At 36.5% G+C, this 19,529-nt stretch carries 24 protein-coding genes and 1 pseudogene; 14 read left to right on the top strand and 11 right to left on the bottom strand.

The annotated features are described in order from the left end of the window. Positions 1-2: 2 nt before the first annotated feature. Positions 3-1,004 carry a gluconeogenesis factor YvcK family protein gene (gene yvcK, locus HMPREF2802_RS06390; protein ID WP_070503158.1) on the top strand — a complete coding sequence of 334 codons (1,002 nt, stop codon included), beginning with the start codon at positions 3-5 and terminating at the stop codon, positions 1,002-1,004. A gap of 33 nt (positions 1,005-1,037) precedes the next feature. Continuing rightward, on the top strand, positions 1,038-1,982 hold the full coding sequence (gene whiA, locus HMPREF2802_RS06385) for a DNA-binding protein WhiA (RefSeq protein ID WP_070503157.1): 945 nt from the start codon (positions 1,038-1,040) through the stop codon (positions 1,980-1,982). A 131-nt stretch (positions 1,983-2,113) separates the two neighbouring features. On the opposite strand, the gene HMPREF2802_RS06380 is transcribed toward whiA, so the two are convergent. Then, entirely contained in the window at positions 2,114-2,893 is a 780-nt protein-coding gene (locus HMPREF2802_RS06380) for an AraC family transcriptional regulator (RefSeq protein ID WP_083307602.1), read from the bottom strand. Positions 2,894-2,911: 18 nt separating this feature from the next. After that, on the bottom strand, positions 2,912-3,484 hold the full coding sequence (locus tag HMPREF2802_RS06375) for a LysE family translocator (protein ID WP_070503156.1): 573 nt from the start codon (positions 3,482-3,484) through the stop codon (positions 2,912-2,914). A gap of 148 nt (positions 3,485-3,632) precedes the next feature. Between HMPREF2802_RS06375 and HMPREF2802_RS06370 the strand changes: the two genes are divergently transcribed. From HMPREF2802_RS06370 to sdaAA, 6 genes are all read left to right on the top strand, one after another. Beyond that, positions 3,633-4,109 (top strand): MarR family winged helix-turn-helix transcriptional regulator, encoded by a 477-nt coding sequence (locus HMPREF2802_RS06370; RefSeq protein WP_070503155.1) that lies wholly within the window; start codon positions 3,633-3,635, stop codon positions 4,107-4,109. 252 nt (positions 4,110-4,361) lie between these two features. Further along, the gene (locus HMPREF2802_RS06365; RefSeq protein WP_070503154.1) at positions 4,362-6,002 is read left to right on the top strand and encodes an alpha-keto acid decarboxylase family protein; all 1,641 of its coding nucleotides are present in this window, start codon (positions 4,362-4,364) and stop codon (positions 6,000-6,002) included. Positions 6,003-6,263: 261 nt separating this feature from the next. After that, positions 6,264-6,464, top strand: coding sequence for a hypothetical protein (locus HMPREF2802_RS06360; protein ID WP_002472910.1), 201 nt, complete (start codon positions 6,264-6,266; stop codon positions 6,462-6,464). 356 nt (positions 6,465-6,820) lie between these two features. Next, positions 6,821-7,855, top strand: a complete 1,035-nt coding sequence (locus HMPREF2802_RS06355; RefSeq protein WP_002472907.1) for a PTS sugar transporter subunit IIC — start codon at positions 6,821-6,823, stop codon at positions 7,853-7,855. Positions 7,856-7,872: 17 nt separating this feature from the next. Next, a complete protein-coding gene (locus HMPREF2802_RS06350) occupies positions 7,873-8,550 on the top strand; it encodes a serine dehydratase beta chain (protein ID WP_002472938.1) in 678 nt (225 codons plus the stop codon). A 15-nt stretch (positions 8,551-8,565) separates the two neighbouring features. After that, the gene (gene sdaAA / locus HMPREF2802_RS06345) at positions 8,566-9,465 is read left to right on the top strand and encodes an L-serine ammonia-lyase, iron-sulfur-dependent, subunit alpha (RefSeq protein WP_002472928.1); all 900 of its coding nucleotides are present in this window, start codon (positions 8,566-8,568) and stop codon (positions 9,463-9,465) included. Between the two features lie 341 nt (positions 9,466-9,806). Here sdaAA and HMPREF2802_RS06340 read toward each other — a convergent pair whose 3' ends face one another. Further along, positions 9,807-10,664, bottom strand: coding sequence for a DUF4887 domain-containing protein (locus tag HMPREF2802_RS06340; protein ID WP_070503153.1), 858 nt, complete (start codon positions 10,662-10,664; stop codon positions 9,807-9,809). Between the two features lie 227 nt (positions 10,665-10,891). On the opposite strand from HMPREF2802_RS06340, the gene HMPREF2802_RS12140 reads away from it, so the two are divergent. Then, positions 10,892-11,056 (top strand): hypothetical protein, encoded by a 165-nt coding sequence (locus HMPREF2802_RS12140; protein WP_176744776.1) that lies wholly within the window; start codon positions 10,892-10,894, stop codon positions 11,054-11,056. Positions 11,057-11,211: 155 nt separating this feature from the next. Further along, positions 11,212-12,108, top strand: a complete 897-nt coding sequence (locus tag HMPREF2802_RS06335; protein WP_070503152.1) for a TIGR01777 family oxidoreductase — start codon at positions 11,212-11,214, stop codon at positions 12,106-12,108. A gap of 130 nt (positions 12,109-12,238) precedes the next feature. Here the strand turns inward: HMPREF2802_RS06335 and HMPREF2802_RS06330 are convergent, their stop codons facing one another. The 6 genes from HMPREF2802_RS06330 to HMPREF2802_RS06305 form a co-directional block, all read right to left on the bottom strand. After that, positions 12,239-13,261: a hypothetical protein gene (locus tag HMPREF2802_RS06330; protein WP_070503151.1), complete on the bottom strand. Its 1,023-nt coding sequence runs from the start codon at positions 13,259-13,261 to the stop codon at positions 12,239-12,241. A 314-nt stretch (positions 13,262-13,575) separates the two neighbouring features. Next, complete coding sequence (locus HMPREF2802_RS06325; protein ID WP_070503150.1) at positions 13,576-14,613, bottom strand: tyrosine-type recombinase/integrase; 1,038 nt, start codon at positions 14,611-14,613, stop codon at positions 13,576-13,578. Between the two features lie 112 nt (positions 14,614-14,725). After that, positions 14,726-15,298 (bottom strand): hypothetical protein, encoded by a 573-nt coding sequence (locus HMPREF2802_RS06320; RefSeq protein WP_070503149.1) that lies wholly within the window; start codon positions 15,296-15,298, stop codon positions 14,726-14,728. Positions 15,299-15,395: 97 nt separating this feature from the next. Continuing rightward, positions 15,396-15,947 (bottom strand): Ltp family lipoprotein, encoded by a 552-nt coding sequence (locus HMPREF2802_RS06315; RefSeq protein ID WP_070503148.1) that lies wholly within the window; start codon positions 15,945-15,947, stop codon positions 15,396-15,398. A 16-nt stretch (positions 15,948-15,963) separates the two neighbouring features. Further along, a complete protein-coding gene (locus HMPREF2802_RS06310; protein ID WP_070503147.1) occupies positions 15,964-16,428 on the bottom strand; it encodes an ImmA/IrrE family metallo-endopeptidase in 465 nt (154 codons plus the stop codon). 12 nt (positions 16,429-16,440) lie between these two features. After that, complete coding sequence (locus HMPREF2802_RS06305; protein ID WP_070503146.1) at positions 16,441-16,773, bottom strand: helix-turn-helix domain-containing protein; 333 nt, start codon at positions 16,771-16,773, stop codon at positions 16,441-16,443. Positions 16,774-16,933: 160 nt separating this feature from the next. Between HMPREF2802_RS06305 and HMPREF2802_RS06300 the strand changes: the two genes are divergently transcribed. From HMPREF2802_RS06300 to HMPREF2802_RS12330, 3 genes and pseudogenes are all read left to right on the top strand, one after another. Next, on the top strand, positions 16,934-17,125 hold the full coding sequence (locus tag HMPREF2802_RS06300; protein WP_070503145.1) for a helix-turn-helix transcriptional regulator: 192 nt from the start codon (positions 16,934-16,936) through the stop codon (positions 17,123-17,125). Between the two features lie 53 nt (positions 17,126-17,178). Further along, positions 17,179-17,922, top strand: a complete 744-nt coding sequence (locus HMPREF2802_RS06295; RefSeq protein ID WP_141746385.1) for a phage antirepressor KilAC domain-containing protein — start codon at positions 17,179-17,181, stop codon at positions 17,920-17,922. Between the two features lies 1 nt (position 17,923). Beyond that, positions 17,924-18,031, top strand: a pseudogene (locus HMPREF2802_RS12330) (hypothetical protein); the annotation flags it as partial. Positions 18,032-18,047: 16 nt separating this feature from the next. Here the strand turns inward: HMPREF2802_RS12330 and HMPREF2802_RS12135 are convergent. Then, positions 18,048-18,224: a hypothetical protein gene (locus HMPREF2802_RS12135; RefSeq protein ID WP_011276076.1), complete on the bottom strand. Its 177-nt coding sequence runs from the start codon at positions 18,222-18,224 to the stop codon at positions 18,048-18,050. Between the two features lie 137 nt (positions 18,225-18,361). After that, positions 18,362-19,018: a hypothetical protein gene (locus HMPREF2802_RS06290; RefSeq protein WP_083307601.1), complete on the bottom strand. Its 657-nt coding sequence runs from the start codon at positions 19,016-19,018 to the stop codon at positions 18,362-18,364. Positions 19,019-19,080: 62 nt separating this feature from the next. Here HMPREF2802_RS06290 and HMPREF2802_RS06285 point away from each other — a divergent pair, with 62 nt between their 5' ends. Beyond that, positions 19,081-19,392, top strand: coding sequence for a DUF771 domain-containing protein (locus HMPREF2802_RS06285; protein ID WP_070503144.1), 312 nt, complete (start codon positions 19,081-19,083; stop codon positions 19,390-19,392). The last annotated feature ends 137 nt before the right edge of the window (positions 19,393-19,529 follow it).

Below are 19,529 nucleotides of genomic sequence, written 5' to 3'. Positions count from 1 at the left end.
TAATGAAACGAATCAAACTCGTGCTTATCGGCGGCGGGACTGGATTGTCAGTGCTCGCGCGTGGACTTAAGCAATTTCCTATAGATATTACGACAATCGTAACAGTGGCAGATGACGGCGGAAGTACCGGTAAGATTCGAAGCGAAATGGATATTCCTGCGCCAGGTGATATTCGTAACGTCATTTCTGCCTTAAGTGAAACGGAACCTGTGCTTGAACAGCTCTTCCAATATCGCTTTGAAGAAGATCAAGTTGAAGGGCACTCGTTAGGTAACTTGCTTATCGCTGCGATGACGAATATCACGGATGATTTCGGACATGCAGTGAAAGAATTGAGTAAGATTTTAAACATTAAAGGGCAGGTCATTCCCTCTACCAATTCGAGTGTGAGCTTGAATGCCGAAATGGATGATGGGGAAGTGGTCTACGGGGAGTCTAACATTCCGAAGAAGAATAAACACATTAAACGTGTGTTTCTAGAGCCTGAAGATGTGGAGCCAATGAGCGAAGCCATCGAAGCAATTGAAGAGGCAGATCTCATCGTTCTAGGACCAGGTTCGCTTTATACGAGTGTGATTTCTAACTTATGTGTTAAAGGTATTTCTGAAGCACTTGTAGAGAGTTATGCACCTAAATTGTATGTCACAAATGTGATGACACAATCAGGCGAGACGACGCACTATACTGCGATGGACCACTTACAAGCTATTCATGACCACGTAGGCCAAGATTTTATCAGCTATATAATCTGCGGGGACCAAACGTATAACGATGAGGTACTCGAACGGTATCGCAAAGAGAACGCTGAGCCCGTGACTTGTGATATTGAGCGATTAGAAGCGGCAGGCGTAGAAGTCTTCTCAAGTGAAGATCTTGTTGAAATTTCGTCGGAGCATTACGTGCGCCACAATACAAAAGTCTTATCTAAGATGATTTACGAAATCGCGTTGCGTGAGACAAGTACGATTGAGTTTAAAAGGGATAAAAATCGCAGAAATCATTAAGTGAATATGTAGATTAGAAAGGTTGTCATAACGATGAGTTTTGCATCTGATATGAAAAATGAATTAACGAGAATAGAAGTCGATGAAGCGAATGCAAGAGCAGAACTAAGCGCGTTGATTCGTATGAACGGTGCGCTCTCCCTTTCTAATCAACAGTTCATCATTGATGTACAAACGGAGAATGCGACAACTGCACGTCGAATCTACTCGTTGATTAAAAAAGTTTTTAATGTAGAAGTTGAAATTCTCGTGCGTAAAAAAATGAAATTAAAGAAAAATAACATCTATATTTGTCGTATTAAAATGCTAGCGAAAAAAATACTAGATGATTTATGCATTTTGCGTGATGGTATGTTTATGCATGAAATAGACGCAGCGATGACTGACGATGACGAAATGTGCCGAAGTTATTTACGTGGCGCCTTTCTAGCAGGAGGTTCCGTCAATAACCCTGAAACGTCTTCTTATCATCTAGAAATTTTTTCACAATATGAGACGCATTCAGAAGGCTTAGTGAAATTAATGAACCACTACGGCCTGAATGCGAAATATCTGGAGCGTAAGAAAGGCAGCATTGTGTACTTGAAAGAAGCGGAGAAGATTTCTGATTTCCTCAGTCTTATTGGTGGCTATCAAGCCTTATTGAAATTTGAAGATGTGCGTATCGTCCGAGATATGCGTAATTCTGTGAACCGTCTCGTGAACTGTGAAACGGCTAATCTCAATAAAACAGTAAGTGCGGCAATGAAGCAAGTTGAAAGTATACAACTTATCGACCAAGAAATTGGCTTAGATAATTTACCTGACCGTTTGAGAGAAATTGCGAAATTACGTGTGCAGCACCAAGAGATTTCGTTGAAAGAATTAGGAGAAATGGTGTCTTCAGGCAAAATTTCAAAATCTGGCGTTAACCATCGTATGCGTAAGTTAAATGAATTGGCAGATAAGATTCGTAGCGGTGAAACGATAGAGATGTAGATAGAGGACACGCAGTGATAAAACACAAGGGGCCACGTACACAAAGTTAATAAATATGTATATCAATAGTAAAGCGCTTTTCAACTTCGAGTATTTGAAAAGCGCTTAAGTTATATATGACAATCTCCGCGTTATTTTAATCCCGACATGAATTGATAGGCTGTGACGCCATAGCGATACTTGAAGCACTTATTTAAATGAGCAAGGTCCACAAAGTTGCATTCAGCAATAGCCCAATACACATCTTTATACGTCTCGATAATTTGCTTAGCACGTTCTACTTTGTAATTAATATAATACTGATGCGGCGTTAATCCTGTCTGCTTTTTAAAGAAGCGAATAAATTGATATTTAGACATTTCTAGAGCTTGGCTCAACTGTTCTAAATTCAATTTATCATTATAATGCAGTTTAATTATTTCTATAGCTAACTTTGTCTTTGCATTATCAGCTCTTGAAGATGAAGATATCACTTGTCTTGGAAATTGATCGATTAAATCTACGAAACGTTCATGACATTCAACTTCAGAATGCTCATAAAATATCGCTTGCCACAACTTGATGATACGTTCTGAAATACGTGGATTGTAAATAATTGGAGTCGTAAACTTCACATTTGTGGTGATCCCCAATGCTTCTCTCAACATAACAGGCTTGATATAGAGCATAATGTATTCCAGTCCTTGAGCATCATACGATTGGCCATCATGCGTTTCTTCAGGATTAAATAACATCACCCCACTCGTATGAGAAAGATGATGTGTACCACCTAAATGGTAAGATTGCAGACCACGCAATGTCACGCCCATAGCATATTCTTGATGGGCGTGTTTCTTATAGCGAAAGTCATCCAAATGCGCATGCATCGCAGTAATGCCGATTGCATTTTTATACTTAAAATGATTCATCATCTATCATCGCCTCTCATATCAAAGCCAAACTACAACAGCAGCATAAACGAGAAATATTGCCATCACAATCGTAACTACCATCTCATGGCGTTGAAGAAAGCGCTGAAGTAACGCGCCAAAGACGACCCATAATCCGAAAGAGAAGACACCTATAAGTGTAATAACGATAATGAATAAACTTATCGTCGAGAAAGTGTGATAGGTACCCAGTACAAATGAGGGTAGTACCGTAAGTGTAAAAGTGATGACTTTAGGGTTTAAAAATTGTAATAAATAACCCGATTTAAAACTCCCCTTGTTTGTAGGCTCATCGCTACCGTGAGATTTAAACAATAAGTAGACTAAGTATAGCATGTACAAACTACCAATGACTTTCATAATCGTCAGAACGGGAGGTATATATTGAGCGAACAAGCTATTAATTAGCGCTGACAATACGAGTAAAGTAAAGAAAGCGAGTGATGCGCCATATGTATATTGAATGCCTGCGCGACGACCTTGTGACTTAATGGTGTTCAATATATCTAGATTCGTGGGTCCCGGCGTTCCAGTGACGAGAAAGGTATAGAAGACAAATGACAAGATATTCATCCCACAGTCCCCCTTTGTATGTTGAAGTGTTGCTCAAGTATAAAGCATGTTACAATGGCTCTGATAGTACAAAATTGCGAAGAGAGTTAACTAAATATTTGTAAGAATATTGAGATATTGAATGAAATTAGGAAGGATAGTATGAATTATGGCTTCAAGTAACAATGATTATGAGAATTTACTGTTCTACTTTGCCTATAAGACATTTATTAATACGGCAGATGAAATTATCGAAGCGTATGGTTTGAGTCGTCAACATCATCGTTTTTTGTTTTTTATCGAAAAGGTCCCGGGCATTACAGTGAAAAATTTGTTAAAAAGTCTTGAAATATCGAAACAGGGGAGTCATGCAACTTTGAAAAAGCTCAAGGATAAAGGGCTAATTCAAGAACAACAATCCACTAAAGATCGTCGTGTGAAGCGGCTGTACCCTACAGAAGAGGGGACGAAACTCGTTAAAGAACTGAATAAAGCGCAAAATGATTTATTTAGTGAAATTCAAGAACGTGTCGGGACAGATTGGTATGCGATTATGGAAGAATTTGCGTCCTATCGCTCCGGATATAAAGAAATTAAACATTTAAAACATCAGCACGAATCAACTCGCGAGACACATGAAGAATAAAGGCCACTACTAAAGTGCCTTTCTTCTTCCTCGCTTTCCATTTCATTTGAAGTGCGGTCTTTTTCATATTTCCGCCTCAAAAATTGAGATTGAAATGCCTTTTAAAAGGGTAAAAAGAGACTAGTGTCGTAAAATGTCGTCATACAAAGTGACGTACGACAGAAAAATTTTTACGCAAATAGGTCAACTTAATTGACCTTTAATGCAGATAGATTTATCCTAGAAGTAATCAATCGCAAAGGAGAAATGGAAATGAAAAGACGTGTAGGACAATATTTAATGGACTGTATTAGTGAATTTGGTGTCGAAACGATCTTCGGTGTACCTGGAGATTTCAACCTAACTTTCTTAGACGATATTACAGAAAGAGACGACATGAAATGGGTAGGTAATACGAACGAACTTAACGCAAGCTATGCCGCTGATGGTTATGCACGCATGCACGGTATGAGCGCGATGGTTACAACATTTGGTGTTGGTGAATTGAGTGCGGTTAACGGTATCGCAGGCGCTTACGCTGAACGTGTACCCGTCGTTCAAATCACAGGCGCTCCAACACGTTCTGCAGAGCAAGCGGGTGCTTATTTACACCACTCATTAGGTGAAGGTAGCTTTGATGATTACCGTCAAATGTACAAACCGATAACTACTTCAGAAGCGTATATTACGCCAGAGAACGCACAAACAGAAATTCCACGTATCCTCACTGCAGCTTGGACTGAGAAACGTCCTGTACACATTCACTTGCCAATTGATGTGGCTGGAGAAGAAATCGAAGTGACAGAAACGTTCAAACACCCTACACATCAAGAGAGCGACGTTTCAAATCTTGTCGAAGCGGTTGAGAAACGTTTGAAAGACGCGAAACAACCCGTTATTTTAACTGGTCATGAAATCAACAGCTTCAACTTACACGAAGAGCTAGAGCAGTTCGTTAATCAAACGCACATTCCTGTAGCACAACTTTCTCTAGGTAAAGGCGCGTTTAACGAGGAAAATCCATACTACATCGGCATGTATGACGGCCAAGTAGCTGAAGAACAAATTAAAAATTATGTAGATCATAGTGACTGTGTCCTCAATATTGGAGGTAAACTCACTGACTCAGCTACAGCTGGCTTTAGCTACGAATTCGATTTAGACGACGTCATCACAATTAATCACCGTAATTTCCAAGCAGGTGAGACAACAAATCAAGACGCACATCTTATCGATTTAGTTCAACAACTGAAAAATATCGATGTGCAATTTAATGTAGACTACCCTCAATACGAACGTCCATCTGAAGAAGTGCAAGTTTCAGATGAGGCCTTAACTCAAAAACAATATTTTGCGATGTTACAACAATTTATCAAAGAAGATGACGTGCTTCTCGCAGATCAAGGTACATCATTCTTTGGTTCTTACAATTTAGGCTTAAGCTCAAATAATATGTATATTGGTCAACCACTTTGGGGCTCAATCGGCTATACTTTACCAGCAACGTTAGGCTCACAAATCGCCAATAAAGAACGCCGCAATTTACTTCTAGTAGGTGAAGGTGCTTTACAACTTACAGTACAAGATATTGCTGTTATGATGCGCGAAGATATTAAACCTGTATTATTCGTTATCAACAATGACGGCTATACGGTTGAGCGTAAAATTCATGGTGAACGCGCGCCATACAATGATATTACGCAATGGCAGTACACAATGTTACCTGAAGTCTTCGGTGGCAAAGATCAAGTAATGACACATCACGTAAATACAAGTAAGCAATTACAAGATGCTTTAAATCAAATCGATCAACATTCTGATCGTATGCACCTTGTTGAAGTGAAAATGAACATTGACGATGCACCAGAGAAATTAATTAAATTAGGTAAAGTCTTTGCGAACCAAAATGGCTAAGTAGCTTAGTTATCGCTTCCTTAGCAAGAACTTAATATGATTAAACTGCACCCCGCTACACATTGCAGAGCATGCAATCGTTGTAGTGGGGTATTATATTGCGTACACTTCTTTATACGAATGTATGTTTGTGTTATAGTTAAGACATCTCACAATACTTACGAAGATGGTTTGCTTTGACACCGACATTACATTAAACATTAACGGGAGTTTAAATAGATGAATCCTCTATAACTTAAGTGTGATAAGAGGAGGTACAAAGTGAAACAAGCAGATATTCATATCGATTGGCAGAAAGAGTTTCAGGAGTTTCAAGAGATTCTAAATAGTGGCTTGCACCCTGAGTGGCTATATAGTGCGAAAGCTAATTTAGTTCTCACACCAGCTTATACAGGTGAGGGCAAGCAATATTTCTTCACTGAAGATATTGTTAAAGCCAGTGAAATCATTCCGTTTTTTTAAAGATATGCATTAAGAATATTTTGAATACGCAACTTTTTGTAATAGCGTCGAGTAGCCTAACTACTAGGTTTCTCGGCGTTTTTAATTTTATGTAAAATTCTGTCATAATTTATAAAAGAACATAATATTAAGTGTGTATACCTTTATTTTTTTGAAAGTCAATAATTATTTTATGTCTTTAAAAGGCATCATGAAAGGATTTTAAAATTACTTGTGAAAAACTTCACAATATTGACAACAATTATAAACATTTACTGTTGTAAGTGCTTTCTTAAAATAATAGAATATATATGCAATGAGAGATTAATATAATACAAAGCTATATTATATTACTTTTGGAAAAGAGGTTATGGGAAATGGATATCGTTTTAGGGATAGGAACGTTGCTTGTCGTACTATTGGCGATGACGTTATTTTTAAACTTTGCGCCATTTGGTAAAGAAGGATTACAAGCACTCTCGGGAGCTGCTTGTTCGACAATGCTACCACAAGCGTTTCTTAGTTATGCATTAGGTGAAATCTTTCATATTACATTCTTAAAGGATATTGGTGATTTAGCTGGAAGTTTAACTGGTGTCGCAGTTGGTATTCTAACTTGCTTAAACTTAGGCATTTCACCAGTTTTTGCTGTTATCGTAGGTTTAGTACTTAAGGACTTCCAATTATTACCTGCGTTCATAGCAGCGTATTTAGTTGCGTTTGGATTGAAATATATTCAGAAGAAAGTACCAGAAGGATTAGATTTAATTGTAGTTATCTTACTCGCACCAGCAATTGCTTACGGAATTGCTAAGTTGATTAGCCCAGGAGTTATTGCTGTATTACATCAAATTGGTAGTGCGGTTACTGCAGTAGGTCAGAACAACCCTTACGCATTAGCTGTCATTCTTGGATTAATTATTCCAGTAACGGGTATGACACCACTAAGTTCAATGGTATTAGCAACATTGCTCGGATTGACAAGTACACCGATGGCTATCGGTGCGATCACTTGTATGGGTGCATCTTTCGTCAACTTCGTACTCTTCAAAGAGCTTAAGATTGGCGGCCCATCTAAAGCATTCGCCGTTGCCATTGAACCGTTGACTCAAATAGATATCATAGCGAAGTATCCACTTCAGCTCTATGGTACAAACGCTATTATTGGCGTAGTCAACGCAATTATTGTTACAGTGAGTGGGTTGGTTCTTAACACTCCAGGTATGGCTACACCGATTGCAGGCCCTGTCGTTTTATTCGGCTTCAACGAGCCTGTTAAAATAGTCATTACGTTAGTAATCGTTGCAGTTGTAAGTATTATATTAAGTCTTATCATTGGTAAGTTGATTAAAAAACTTAACTTGTCTAAACTCAACTTCAAAACGCCTAAATTAAATAAACAAGCAAATTAAGGAGATGTAATGTCGTTATGGCACGCACACAAGATTTTAAAAGTGCATTTGATATCATCGGGCCAAAAATGATTGGTCCATCAAGTTCACACACAGCAGGTGCAGTCAAAATCGGTAACGCATTAAGAGAAGTCTTACAACACGAACCAGAGAACTTAGAAGTACATTATTATGAATCATTTGCAGCTACACACCAAGGACACGGTACAGATTTAGCAATCGTTGGTGGTGCGCTTGGTTTCACAACATTTGACGAGCGTATTCCAGAATCAACAAAGATTGCTGAGAAAGAAGGTATCAAAGTCGATATCATTGAAGAGTCAGGTCACAGCTTAGGTGAACATCCTAACTGTGCATTGCTAAAAGCAGATGCTGGTGATCGTCATGTTGAGGTCAACGGTATCTCAATCGGTGGGGGAACAATCAAGATTAAGAGTATCCATGTGAATGGATTATGTATCTTAATGAATCACGGTTTACCAATCTTAGTTATTGACGGGGATTCAGATATTGCATCAATCAACCACCTAATCAACGATTTAATCGATAAAGATGTAGACATTAACGAAGAAATCAAGACAATTCATAAAGATGGATGCTTACTTGCACTTCATCTCAATAAAGATATGAAATCTGACTTGCTAGAGCAAATGCGAGACAAATACAGTAACTTGAACTTCTCATACGTACATTAGAAAGGGTGTATTTACATGTTTGATACGATGCAAGAAATAATAGAGTATGCAGAACAACATCAAACAACATTCGCTGAAATGATGATTCAACAAGAAATGGACAGACAAGAAACTTCTAGAGAAGACGTTCGTGAACAAATGAAGACGAACCTAGAAGTTATGCGTGACGGCGTAAAAAGAGGGACTACTGGAGAAGGCGTTAAAAGTGTAACGGGCTACACTGGTCAAGACGCGATTAAACTCCAAAAATATCGTGAAGAAAATCATGCATTAGCGGGCAATGAAATGATGGACGCTGTGAAAGGTGCCGTTGCAACGAACGAAGTTAACGCAGCAATGGGTATTATCTGTGCGACGCCAACAGCAGGTTCGTCAGGTACGATTCCAGGCGTTATTTTTAAACTTGAAAAAACACATGACTTAACTGAAGATCAACTGATTGACTTCCTATTTGCTTCAGCGCTTGTAGGTAAAGTCATCGCTAACAACGGTAGTGTGGCAGGTGCGACAGGTGGTTGCCAAGCTGAGGTAGGTTCAGCATCAGCTATGGCGGCAGCAGCTGCAACACAAGTGACAGGCGGCTCACCACAACAAGCAGGTCACGCAATGGCCTTAGCTATCAGTAACTTACTCGGTCTTGTTTGTGACCCAGTAGGTGGTTTAGTTGAAATTCCATGTGTTATGCGTAACGCAATCGGTTCAGGTAACGCATTAATTTCTGCAGACCTTGCACTAGCTGGCGTTGAAAGTCGTATTCCAGTTGACGAAGTTATTGAAGCTATGGATAAAATTGGTCGTAACTTACCTTCATCTCTTCGTGAAACAGGTATGGGCGGCTTAGCCGGTACACCAACTGGTCAAGAAATTAAACGTAAAATCTTTGGTGAAGCTGAAGAAAAAAGTAAATCTCATTAATTAGTAAGAAAAAGTCATAGTAAGAGAATGTTATAATATTCAGAAAAAATATTGCAAATTTGCACCCCATCCACTAAAATATCCTTAAAGGGAGTGGATGGGGTGTTTATTAAATTTGGATTACTATGTATCTTATTAGTGATTAGCAGTATGATAACAATGTATTGGACACATGAGGGGACGTGGCCAAATCGACTGTTTAAATCATTCTCGCTAAGTATCATTATCGTTTTTCTATATCACTATTTAAGATTCTTGATAGATTTAAACAAAAAGAGAAGCTGATCCTCGTTTCTTCTGAAGAATGAGGATCAGCTTTTATATGGGTTGAGATAGGTCGATTATGAATTGTCCTGTTGGTTATTATTCTGAGCACTACGGTTAGAAGATGATTGTTGATTCTGTTGACCTTGTTGTTCTTTTTGATGTTGTTGCCATAATTGATTTTGACGACGAACAGCTCTTGTTTGCGCATCTTGTGCGTGAGATTGATTTTGTTGTGCACCGTTTTGATTTGAGCCGTTATTGTTTGAATTGTTGCCGTTACTAGAATTGTTAGAGTTACCGTTGTTTTGGCTAGTGCTATTATCAGATTTAGATTGTTGCTGTCTTTGTTGTTGCTTTTGAGCCTGCTGTTGTTTTTGCTGTTGAGTTTGCTGTTCTTTTTGCTTTGGTTTTTGTTTTTGCTGTTGTCTTTGATCTGATTGCTGTTTTTGTTGAGCTGAGTTGTTGGTAGAAGTGTTTTTAGTGTTATTCTTATCTTTATCAGCTTGTGTTTTTTTAGATTTTTGTGGTGATTGATTGCTTTGTTGTTCTTTATTATTTTTGGATGGATCTATTACAGCTTGTGGAACTTGAGCGTTGTTATTTTGCTGGTTTTGTATTTGGCCATTTTGATTAGATGATTTATCTTGTTTCTGCTTATTTTCTTTATCGCTGTCGTGATCTTTGTCTTTATCCTTATCTGATTCGCCTTTGTTCGCTTTTTTATCTTTTTGCTGTTCTTCTTTATGCTTATCAGCCAAACGTTCTTGTCCTTTGTTTGAGTGGTCGACAAAGGCGAAAATCGCAAAGGCTAAGCCACATAATAGAAGTAAAACGATAATAGTGCTGACGATCTTCGCACCTGTACTCATTTTCTTCTTTGTTTCTCTTGTCAAATTACGATTTTGTTCTTTGTGTTGTTGGCGATTCGACATTCATTTTCCCCCGCTTTGGTATAATTACTAATAGCAAGATTGCCAGTTACGCTACGTTTTAAACGTAAATCAGCCTCATATAGCTATTTGTCATCTAAATTTAATGAAACTGATTTCTTAAAGCTATTAATATAGTTAACTTAATAGTAAGCTAAACATAAGATGACTTTCAACTTCTTTGTATAAATCAATAGTTGCTGATAATAAATAATAGAGTAGGTGAGTAATTGAAGTTATTTTTCGAAGAACATGATCAAGATCAACGTAAGTCTTTGCGTAAAATGATGAAAGTGCATGACGAACAAGAAACTTCGAGTCATAAGTGGGTCCCGTATCTCATAGGCGGTATTATTCTTATAATTGCAGGTAGTGCCTATTATTTATTTGGTTAAAAGTTGGGAGCACTTATCAATTACTCTGTGAAAGTTGTAAGGTATAATGTCTTTAGATGTGATATTTGACTTTCACCTTACACAACAGAAGTGTTTTCCATAATAAAGAACGGGAATTATAAAATAATGAGTAGAAAGATGAAAGAGGTGTTGTTATGCAACGTTACCTATTTACCGGCGGAACTGGAATGGTCGGTTCAGCGATTGTAGAACGTGTGAGAGCACAAGGCCACCACATTACGATACTCACGCGTCAAGATAAAGAGAGTCACGATGCACAAATCGACTATATCAACTGGTCTAAGGACGGCTGGGAGCAACAAGTGCCTGATATTGATGTCGTGGTTAACCTTGCTGGTGCGAGCTTGATGCAACGTTGGACGAAAGAGAATAAACAATCAATCATGCTCAGTCGTATGAAGAGTACTGAAGCGCTATATGAGCTATTTGCGAATCGCAAACAACGCCCTGATGTGCTGTTTAACGCGAGTGCAGTAGGTGCCTACCCGCCTGATACAAATTACACTTACACAGAAGAATATCGTACGTTACCATTTGATTTCCTCTCTGACGTCGTTTATCAATGGGAGCGTCATGCACGTAAATTTGAAGCACTAGGTACACGTGTCATCATGGGTCGTTTCGGAATTATCCTTTCTGATCAAGGTGGCTCACTACCACTGATGACGATGCCTTATAAATACTTTGTAGGCGGTAAACTAGGTTCTGGTCGTCAATGGTATTCATGGATTCACATCGACGATCTTGTACGAGGTGCGCTACATGTTATTGAGGATGATAGTGCAGAAGGCGTGTTCAATATGACCGCGCCGATGCCAGAACGTCAGAACTTGTTTGGCTATACGCTAGGTCGTGTGATGAATCGTCCTCATTACACTTGGGTACCTGCTATCGCGATGAAAGTTGTGATGGGTCAAATGGCTACCGTTGTGTTAGATACGCAAAAAGTGTTGCCGAATAAATTACAAGCACACGGCTTTAACTTTAAATATGCTAACTTGAAAGTGGCGCTAGAAGATTTATTAGGATAATTTGTAAAAGTCGGTAGGTTGAACGGAGACGTTTCGCTATATTAGATGTGAAAAAAGCTACTTCCCTGTGATTAGTGGGGAAGTAGCTTTGTGTTGTAGTGGGGGATTTGAAATTGATAAGTTTTGCGAATTAATTATCTTCGTTTTCGTCAGAGTTCGCGTCTTGCTCTGAGTCGTTTTGTTGGGAATCGTTTTGGTCGGTGTGTTCTTGTTGGGATTCTTCTTGATCATCTTTATTGGAGTTAGGTTGATTGTTTTTATTTTCTTTATCGTGGTCCTCCTCAGTAGTTTCATCATTGTTAGTTTGCTTTTCGTTAGTGTCCTCTGAGTTGTTTGGGGCTTTGTTTTGCTCATCACTGCTACCATTTTGAGCGGTATCTTCAGATTTATTCTGTTTATCTTGATTATTAGGTGGATTCGGAACTTTTTCTTTTGCTTCGCGGTCTTTTCGCTCATCTTCTTCACTTACTTTGCTTAATTCTTCCATTTGCTTTTTTGTTCCTAGAGATTTGCTATCTACAACTTTCTTTTTATCCTTGTCAATTTTCAATTCGAAAGGTATAGGTTCAGACAGACGCGTAACATTATAACGAACAAAGTAATATTTATTGTTCGATTTAGCACCTTCAAGTTGGAAGGAGTTAAAATCTATTTCTCCTGGTCGGATTACTCCTCCATTAAAATGATTTTTCGCTATTTGAAGCGCTTCACCTTCTTTCATTTTATTCGTACCTTTATCAGTTTGGTAGTAACCCGCTCTTTGTCCAGTGTATTTATTAATAATCATCACTTGCTTCACCACACCATGAGTTTCACTACCAGATTTAAATTCGACGTGATAATTATCAGAGGTTTCTTTAATAACTTTCATATCAGATATTTGAGAGCCTGGTCCGGCGCCTGCTCCATCCAATACTTCATCTTTAACTGCGTCGATAGCTTGTTCTTTTGTGAGCATTTGTTGATCATTTTGAGACACATTATCGTTTTGAGAAGCATTACTCTGTTCAGTATGATTATTACTTTCTTTTTTATCCGACTTTTTTTCTTTTTTGTGTGACTTATTTTGGGAAGAGGTTTTATCATCGTCATTTCCGCTACAAGCTCCTAATACGAATATACCAGCTAAGGTTAATGCCAATAACTTTCGCATTTTAATACATCCTCCTGAAATATTGTTTTTAATAGTTCTATTAATTATATTTTAGCATTAATAGTTAGTAGTTGAGAACGAGGGTATAGAGATTAAGTGGGCCGAATGGGATTTAACCATCTTGAACAGCTACATATAGATTTACTAGGAAGCCATGAAAATCACATTTTACACAAACAAAAGCCGACATCAACAGTATCATAGGCACTGATGACATCGGCTTTAAAGTGTAAATTTACCTCCTCGAAGGGAATATAAGCATCTTATAACACGGGATTTCATAAGGGTCGAAGTCCCTAACGGGTCCCTAAAAATCACATTTCACTTAATGCTTCTACCGCTTTATTATCTTCTTCGACAAATTTCTCTTCTAAAAGATGTGAGTATATTGAGGTAGTTATTGATATATTTTTATGTCCTAATCGCTTGGAAATGTAATAAATAGATATACCTTTCGCTAGTAAATAAGAGCAATGAGTATGTCGTATAGCATGTGAAGTTATCGGTGTAATACCTAATTTAATGCAAGCTTTTTTTAAAGCTTTATTAATAGCGTTTGATGTTAGAATTATGCCACCGTTTTTAAATATATAACCATCATAGCTAATAATCATATCATCAATAGCGCTAACTATATGTTGCATATCTTTTTTAGCAACAGTAACATATCTAGGAGATGAATCTGTTTTATGTTCGTCAATGTATATTTGATTTTTAATTTGATCTATATATTGTACTTTCATATACTTAACTCCACTAATACGACAACCCGTGCAAATCATAATATACAAAGCCAATCCTGCACGTGAATTAGAGTTTTTAAAGTGTTCTTTGAGTGTTTCATATTCATTAATAGTGACGTATTTTTCACTTTCTTTTTTTGTTTCTTTACCCGCTTTGTAATTCACTTTATAAGTAGGGTTTTTGCTAATCAGTCCATCGTATATAGCATCATTTAATGAGGAGCGAATTGCACCATTTGTTTTGCGTATAGTCTCTTTAGCATGACTATCAGAAAAGTCGTTAATAAACTTTTGATACACTTGTCTATTTAGCTCTGTAAGTTTCATACTCCCTATTTTATGATTTTCTAAATGTTGTAAGGTGAATTTATAATGCCGATAAGTAGTAGGTGTAACTACAGGTTCTTTGTAAGTCTCACACCAATTTCTAAAATAGTCTTTTAACGTCAATGAACTATCGAAGTTATATCCTTGGCGTAATTCATTCAACTTGTCTAATCCTGCTGAATTTGCCTCACGTTTCGTTCTAAAGCCTTTCTTACGATAACGTTTCCCTTCGTATTTGAATTCGTATTGCCATTTTTTACCATCATAACAACGTGTTCGCATACTGTCCCCCCCTTAAAAAAGATAAAAAATAATAAAGGGAAGCGACAACGACTCCCCTTATTGGTGTTTTCTCACTTTCATTAACTGATTGTTTTTCGGTAGATGAGGAGTTCTATTGCTTTTGATCGGGGTTATTGTCTTGAGAATCACTTCTCTGTTTTTCTTCATGACCTTCAGACTCTTCATTATTGGATTTATCTTGTTGTGGCTGTAGCTCCTCGGGTGTCCTACATCCTCCGACAGTACAAACTGTGCCATCAGGTTTAGTGTAGCCTACCACATCTCCGTTACCAGGTGCTTGGTACCAAGTATCGCCATCTGTATCAACCATACCATCTACGCTTTGACCACTTTTTAGTCTATGTTGCATTTGACTTTTAGTTAAATAATGATTTGATTGTTGATTGCTTGTTTGTTGGTTACTTGTTTGTTCTTGATTTTGTTGAGGAGATTGTGGCTGTGAGTTTTGGGATTGATTATTATCTGTTTCGTTTTGATTTGTAGATTTTTCTGTAGCAGATTTTTCCTCATTCTTTTCTTTCTTGTTATCAGCTTTCTTTTGTTTATCTTTCTTTTCTGCTTTCTTATTTGTTTCCGTCTTATTATCCTTATCTTTATGTTCTTCTTGCCCACACGCTGCCAATACTAAAAAACTTGATAAAATCAAAACTAAAAACTTCTTCATTTTACATTCTCCTTATTCTTTATTTTTATATTTAAACATCCTCAACGGCTCAATCGTAATAGAGTAAAGTAAAAGGGTACTAAGTACCCTTATTGTTTTATTTATCTAAATGATCCACTGCATATTGTGCCTCTTCTTCAGTGAATTTATCTCCCGCATCAGAAATTAATTGATTATAAATTGAGTCTTTCGACATGTTCTGGTCTTCTTGATATGATTTAGCACTTTCAAGAGCATTCTTCTTATAATCTGCTTTTAAGTTATCTACTGCGTACTGCGCATCTTCCTCAGAAAATTTGTCCCCCGCATCAGACGTTAATTGCTGATAGATACCATTTTTAGACATATGCATTGTATCTGCATAAGTTTTAGCAGAGTTTAATGCAGCAGTTTGTTCTTTAGTAGCATTTTTATCTTGTTTAACTTCAGAACTCTCTTTATTAATATTTTTATCTACTTCATTAACAAAAGTTCCAGTACAAGCAGTTATACCAATAATTATAAGAATTAGTAGGACTAGACAACCACCACAACCAAAAAGCCATCCTTTTTTCTTTTTAGCTTTTTCTTGTTGTTTGTACTCTTCGAATTGTCGACTTTGTCTTTCCAACAATTCTTCATTTGTTAAATTTGAAACATTCTTAGACATTTAAATATGTCCCCCCTTAATTAATATTTTTATATTTAAACACACGTAATGGTTCAAACTGAATTAAGTAAGTTCCATAACGTATGTAAATACCATGTTTATTTCTGTAATGTTCTAATATTTCTAATACGTATTCTTCGCTTAATTGAACATACTGCGCTAGTTCGTATAAGTTACTTACACCGTAATGATGCGCCTCTACAATAATACGTAGGGGAAGTGCTGCCTCGTACCCGTGACGTTTGGCGTAGTTTTCAAACTTGCGGTTTATCCATTTAGACTGGTCTAAAATGTTACCGTATGTAAGTTTGTGATGTGCAAGTTCTTCGTATAAGACTTCGGCTTTGCGTGTTTCGGATAGATTTTTATCAATAAGTATAACACCGTTATCATAAAAACCTTCAAAACCCTCTTTTAAAGCAATTCCATCATCAATAGGAATATGCTTATTTTTAATAACTAAATTCTCGTACAGTGACACAGAAATCTCCCCTTAATTATTGCGATGTGCTTTTCTTACTAATTCAGCGTACTTTCTAATTTCAGCTAATTCTTCTTCTGTAAAATCACCGTCTAAATGTGCGGCAAGTGTATCTTGTTGTATTTCCTTTTTCCCTTCTGTAATTCTTGATTTAGATACATTAAAGTAATCTGCAAGTTGTTGGATTCTTTTTATACGTGGATATTTAGTTTGTTGAATCCAATTTGAGACCGTAGGTTGAGTTACTCCAATAGCTTCAGCAAGTTCTTTTTGGTCGATATTTCTTTCTTTCATAAGTTCTTGTAGGTTTTCAGATAATTTTTTTCTAACGTTGTTATTTTCCATAATTGTCTCCTTTAATATTACTTAATGTAATATTAACTTACCACAACTAACATTACTTTACAATACTTTTTATAACTTTAATTGAAAAAATATAACCTTACCCGTTGACAAGTAATTTAAAGTAATATAAAGTTATACGTGTGAAAGAGAGGTGAACAACATGCCAGAACAACTAACAGTTAGAAAGTGGAGATTGATTAGAGATTTAAAGCAACAAGAAGTAGCGGATATTTTAGGAGTAAATCCTAAAACTGTCGGACATTGGGAAAAAGAAGAAACTAATTTAAGCAATGTTACAGTTTATGCTTTAGCAAAGTTATACGATGTAGAAATTGACCAAATTAAAGTATAAAAAATTTTACTATCTATATAACTTTTAATAACTTTTAAAAGGAGGTTAATTAATTGAACGAATTACAAACAAATAATGATATTGGCCAAATGTTCAACATTCATGAAAAAGAAAATGGAGAGATCGCAATAAGTGGTCGTGAATTACATGAAGCACTAGAGATTAGAACAGAATATAAAAAGTGGTTCAGTAGAATGACTGAATATGGTTTTGAAGAAAATATCGATTACACAAGGGTGACCCAAAATTGTCTTACCCGAGGTGGATATCAAAATATAACTGACCACGCACTCACACTAGACACTGCAAAAGAAATTGCAATGATACAAAGAAGTGAGCCAGGTAAAAGAGCACGACAATATTTTATTCAAGTAGAGAAAGCGTGGAACAGTCCAGAAATGATAATGCAACGTGCATTAAAAATTGCTAACAGTACGATTAACCAACTAGAAACTCAAATTGAAAGAGACAAACCAAAAGTGATGTTTGCAGACGCAGTAGATACAAGCACAAGTTCAATACTTGTAGGAGAACTTGCTAAATTAATTAGTCAAAACGGTGTGAAGATAGGACAAAATAGATTATTCCAGTGGTTAAGAGACAATGGTTATCTAATCAAGAAGCAAGGTGAGGCTTATAACTTACCAACTCAAAGAAGCATGGATTTAAAAATCATGGACATCAAAAAGAGAACTCAAAATAATCCAGATGGCTCAATCAGAGTTACTCGTACAACTAAGATTACTGGCAAAGGTCAACAATATTTTATTAACAAGTTTTTAAGTAAGGAGGCATAACATGAATATTTTATACAAAACAACCCTCCTCATCACAATGGCAGTTGTGACATGGAAGGTTGTAAAAATTGAAATAAACACTAGGAAAACGACAATTAGTTACATCGATAAAAAAGATTTAAATACTAACCGTCATTTTGGGTTTTCTCGACATATTTTCTAGCGTGTTCAAACGCCATTAAATATACGGCAAACGCTTCGTCAAGCATTTCTTGTTCACTTTCATAATTACTCGGTTTGAACTCTTGAGTGCTTAAATAAGCATTTGCAAACTGTTGAGGGTCGAAATATATCTTAGACATTTATATCACCTCACTTTCATTTGAAGATAAGCAAATTATACATCAAAGGAGGCATAACCATGCTGCAGAAACTAAAAATAGCACTCCTAATCGTCATCTTGGCGGAGGAGATTAGAAGTGCTAAGCATGTGAGTAGCCTAATCATCAGTATCATCTTCAGCAAAACAATTTGCTATTAAAAAACAAGTAAACAATATTGCAATCACTGAAGAAAATACAAAGTAATTCACATATTGATCGAGGATAGTTCTTAGTAAAACCGGTCCAGTAACACTAGACGCAGATGTTACTGAAACATTTTTTACAAATTTAGCGGAAGGATAAATGAACTTATGATTGAGCGCTTCTTTGAATATATTGTTGTAATAATCGCGATATATCTCATCTATTGGATGGGGAGAATCGATGGTTTCACTAAAAGAAGAGACATCGACAGTATTGATAAAAGATTGTCTCAAACGATTACTAATTTTCAAAACTTCGTTTTTCTGAAAGTTAGTAGAGCTTATGAAATCATTAAGAATTTCTTCAGAAAATAAATTATTTCTAAAGTTTTTAGCAATATTAATACTTGGTGCAGAAATTTTAAGCAAGTTAGAAGTATCGAAATTAATTGGCTTTAATTGAATCGGAATTTTCTCAATATCTTTATAAATATAATCGAATTTCATAGTTTGATTTATAACTTGTCTAATTTCTCTCGAAGGTTTAGTTGCTGTCATTGCAACGTTTCTTAACTCATAGATATTTTTATCAATTATCGGTCTAACATTTTTTAAAGGATCGTTATACATTTGCACACCCCCAATCTAACGCAGTAGCGATAACCAAATTATACACGAAAGGAGTGGCTTTGATGCCACAAACACTTAATGTATCAGTGCCCATTCCAGACACACACGTACTCATTGCAAAAGAAGAATACGAAGAGTTATTTAATTACTCTTTAGATCCTGTCTGGGACTTAAAGGACTTGAAGAAAAAGTTAAAGATGTCTTCTGACGACACTATTAAGGATAGATTGTTATTCAATCCTAAATTCGAAAAAATCTTGAAGAAACAAGGGATAGCTCACTATCCAGATGAAAGTTTTAACAGATGGAGATTCAACGCAAGAAAGATGAATAAATTTATCGACGAACATTTCAATGAAATACATGGCAAATAAAGGAGGTGATGAGATGAAGTATCTATTGGCATACCTAACAATGATTATCGTTGCATTAGCACTTGTATTACTAAGAGTACATTTAGCTACAACACTAGTTATTAGCTTATCCGTATTACTAATTGCAATCCCATTCT

This window comes from Staphylococcus sp. HMSC071G07 (genome assembly GCF_001811435.1).
GTDB lineage: Bacteria > Bacillota > Bacilli > Staphylococcales > Staphylococcaceae > Staphylococcus > Staphylococcus pettenkoferi.
The sequence above is the reverse complement of the archived record's forward strand: the minus strand, read 5'-3'. Positions and strand labels throughout refer to the sequence as shown.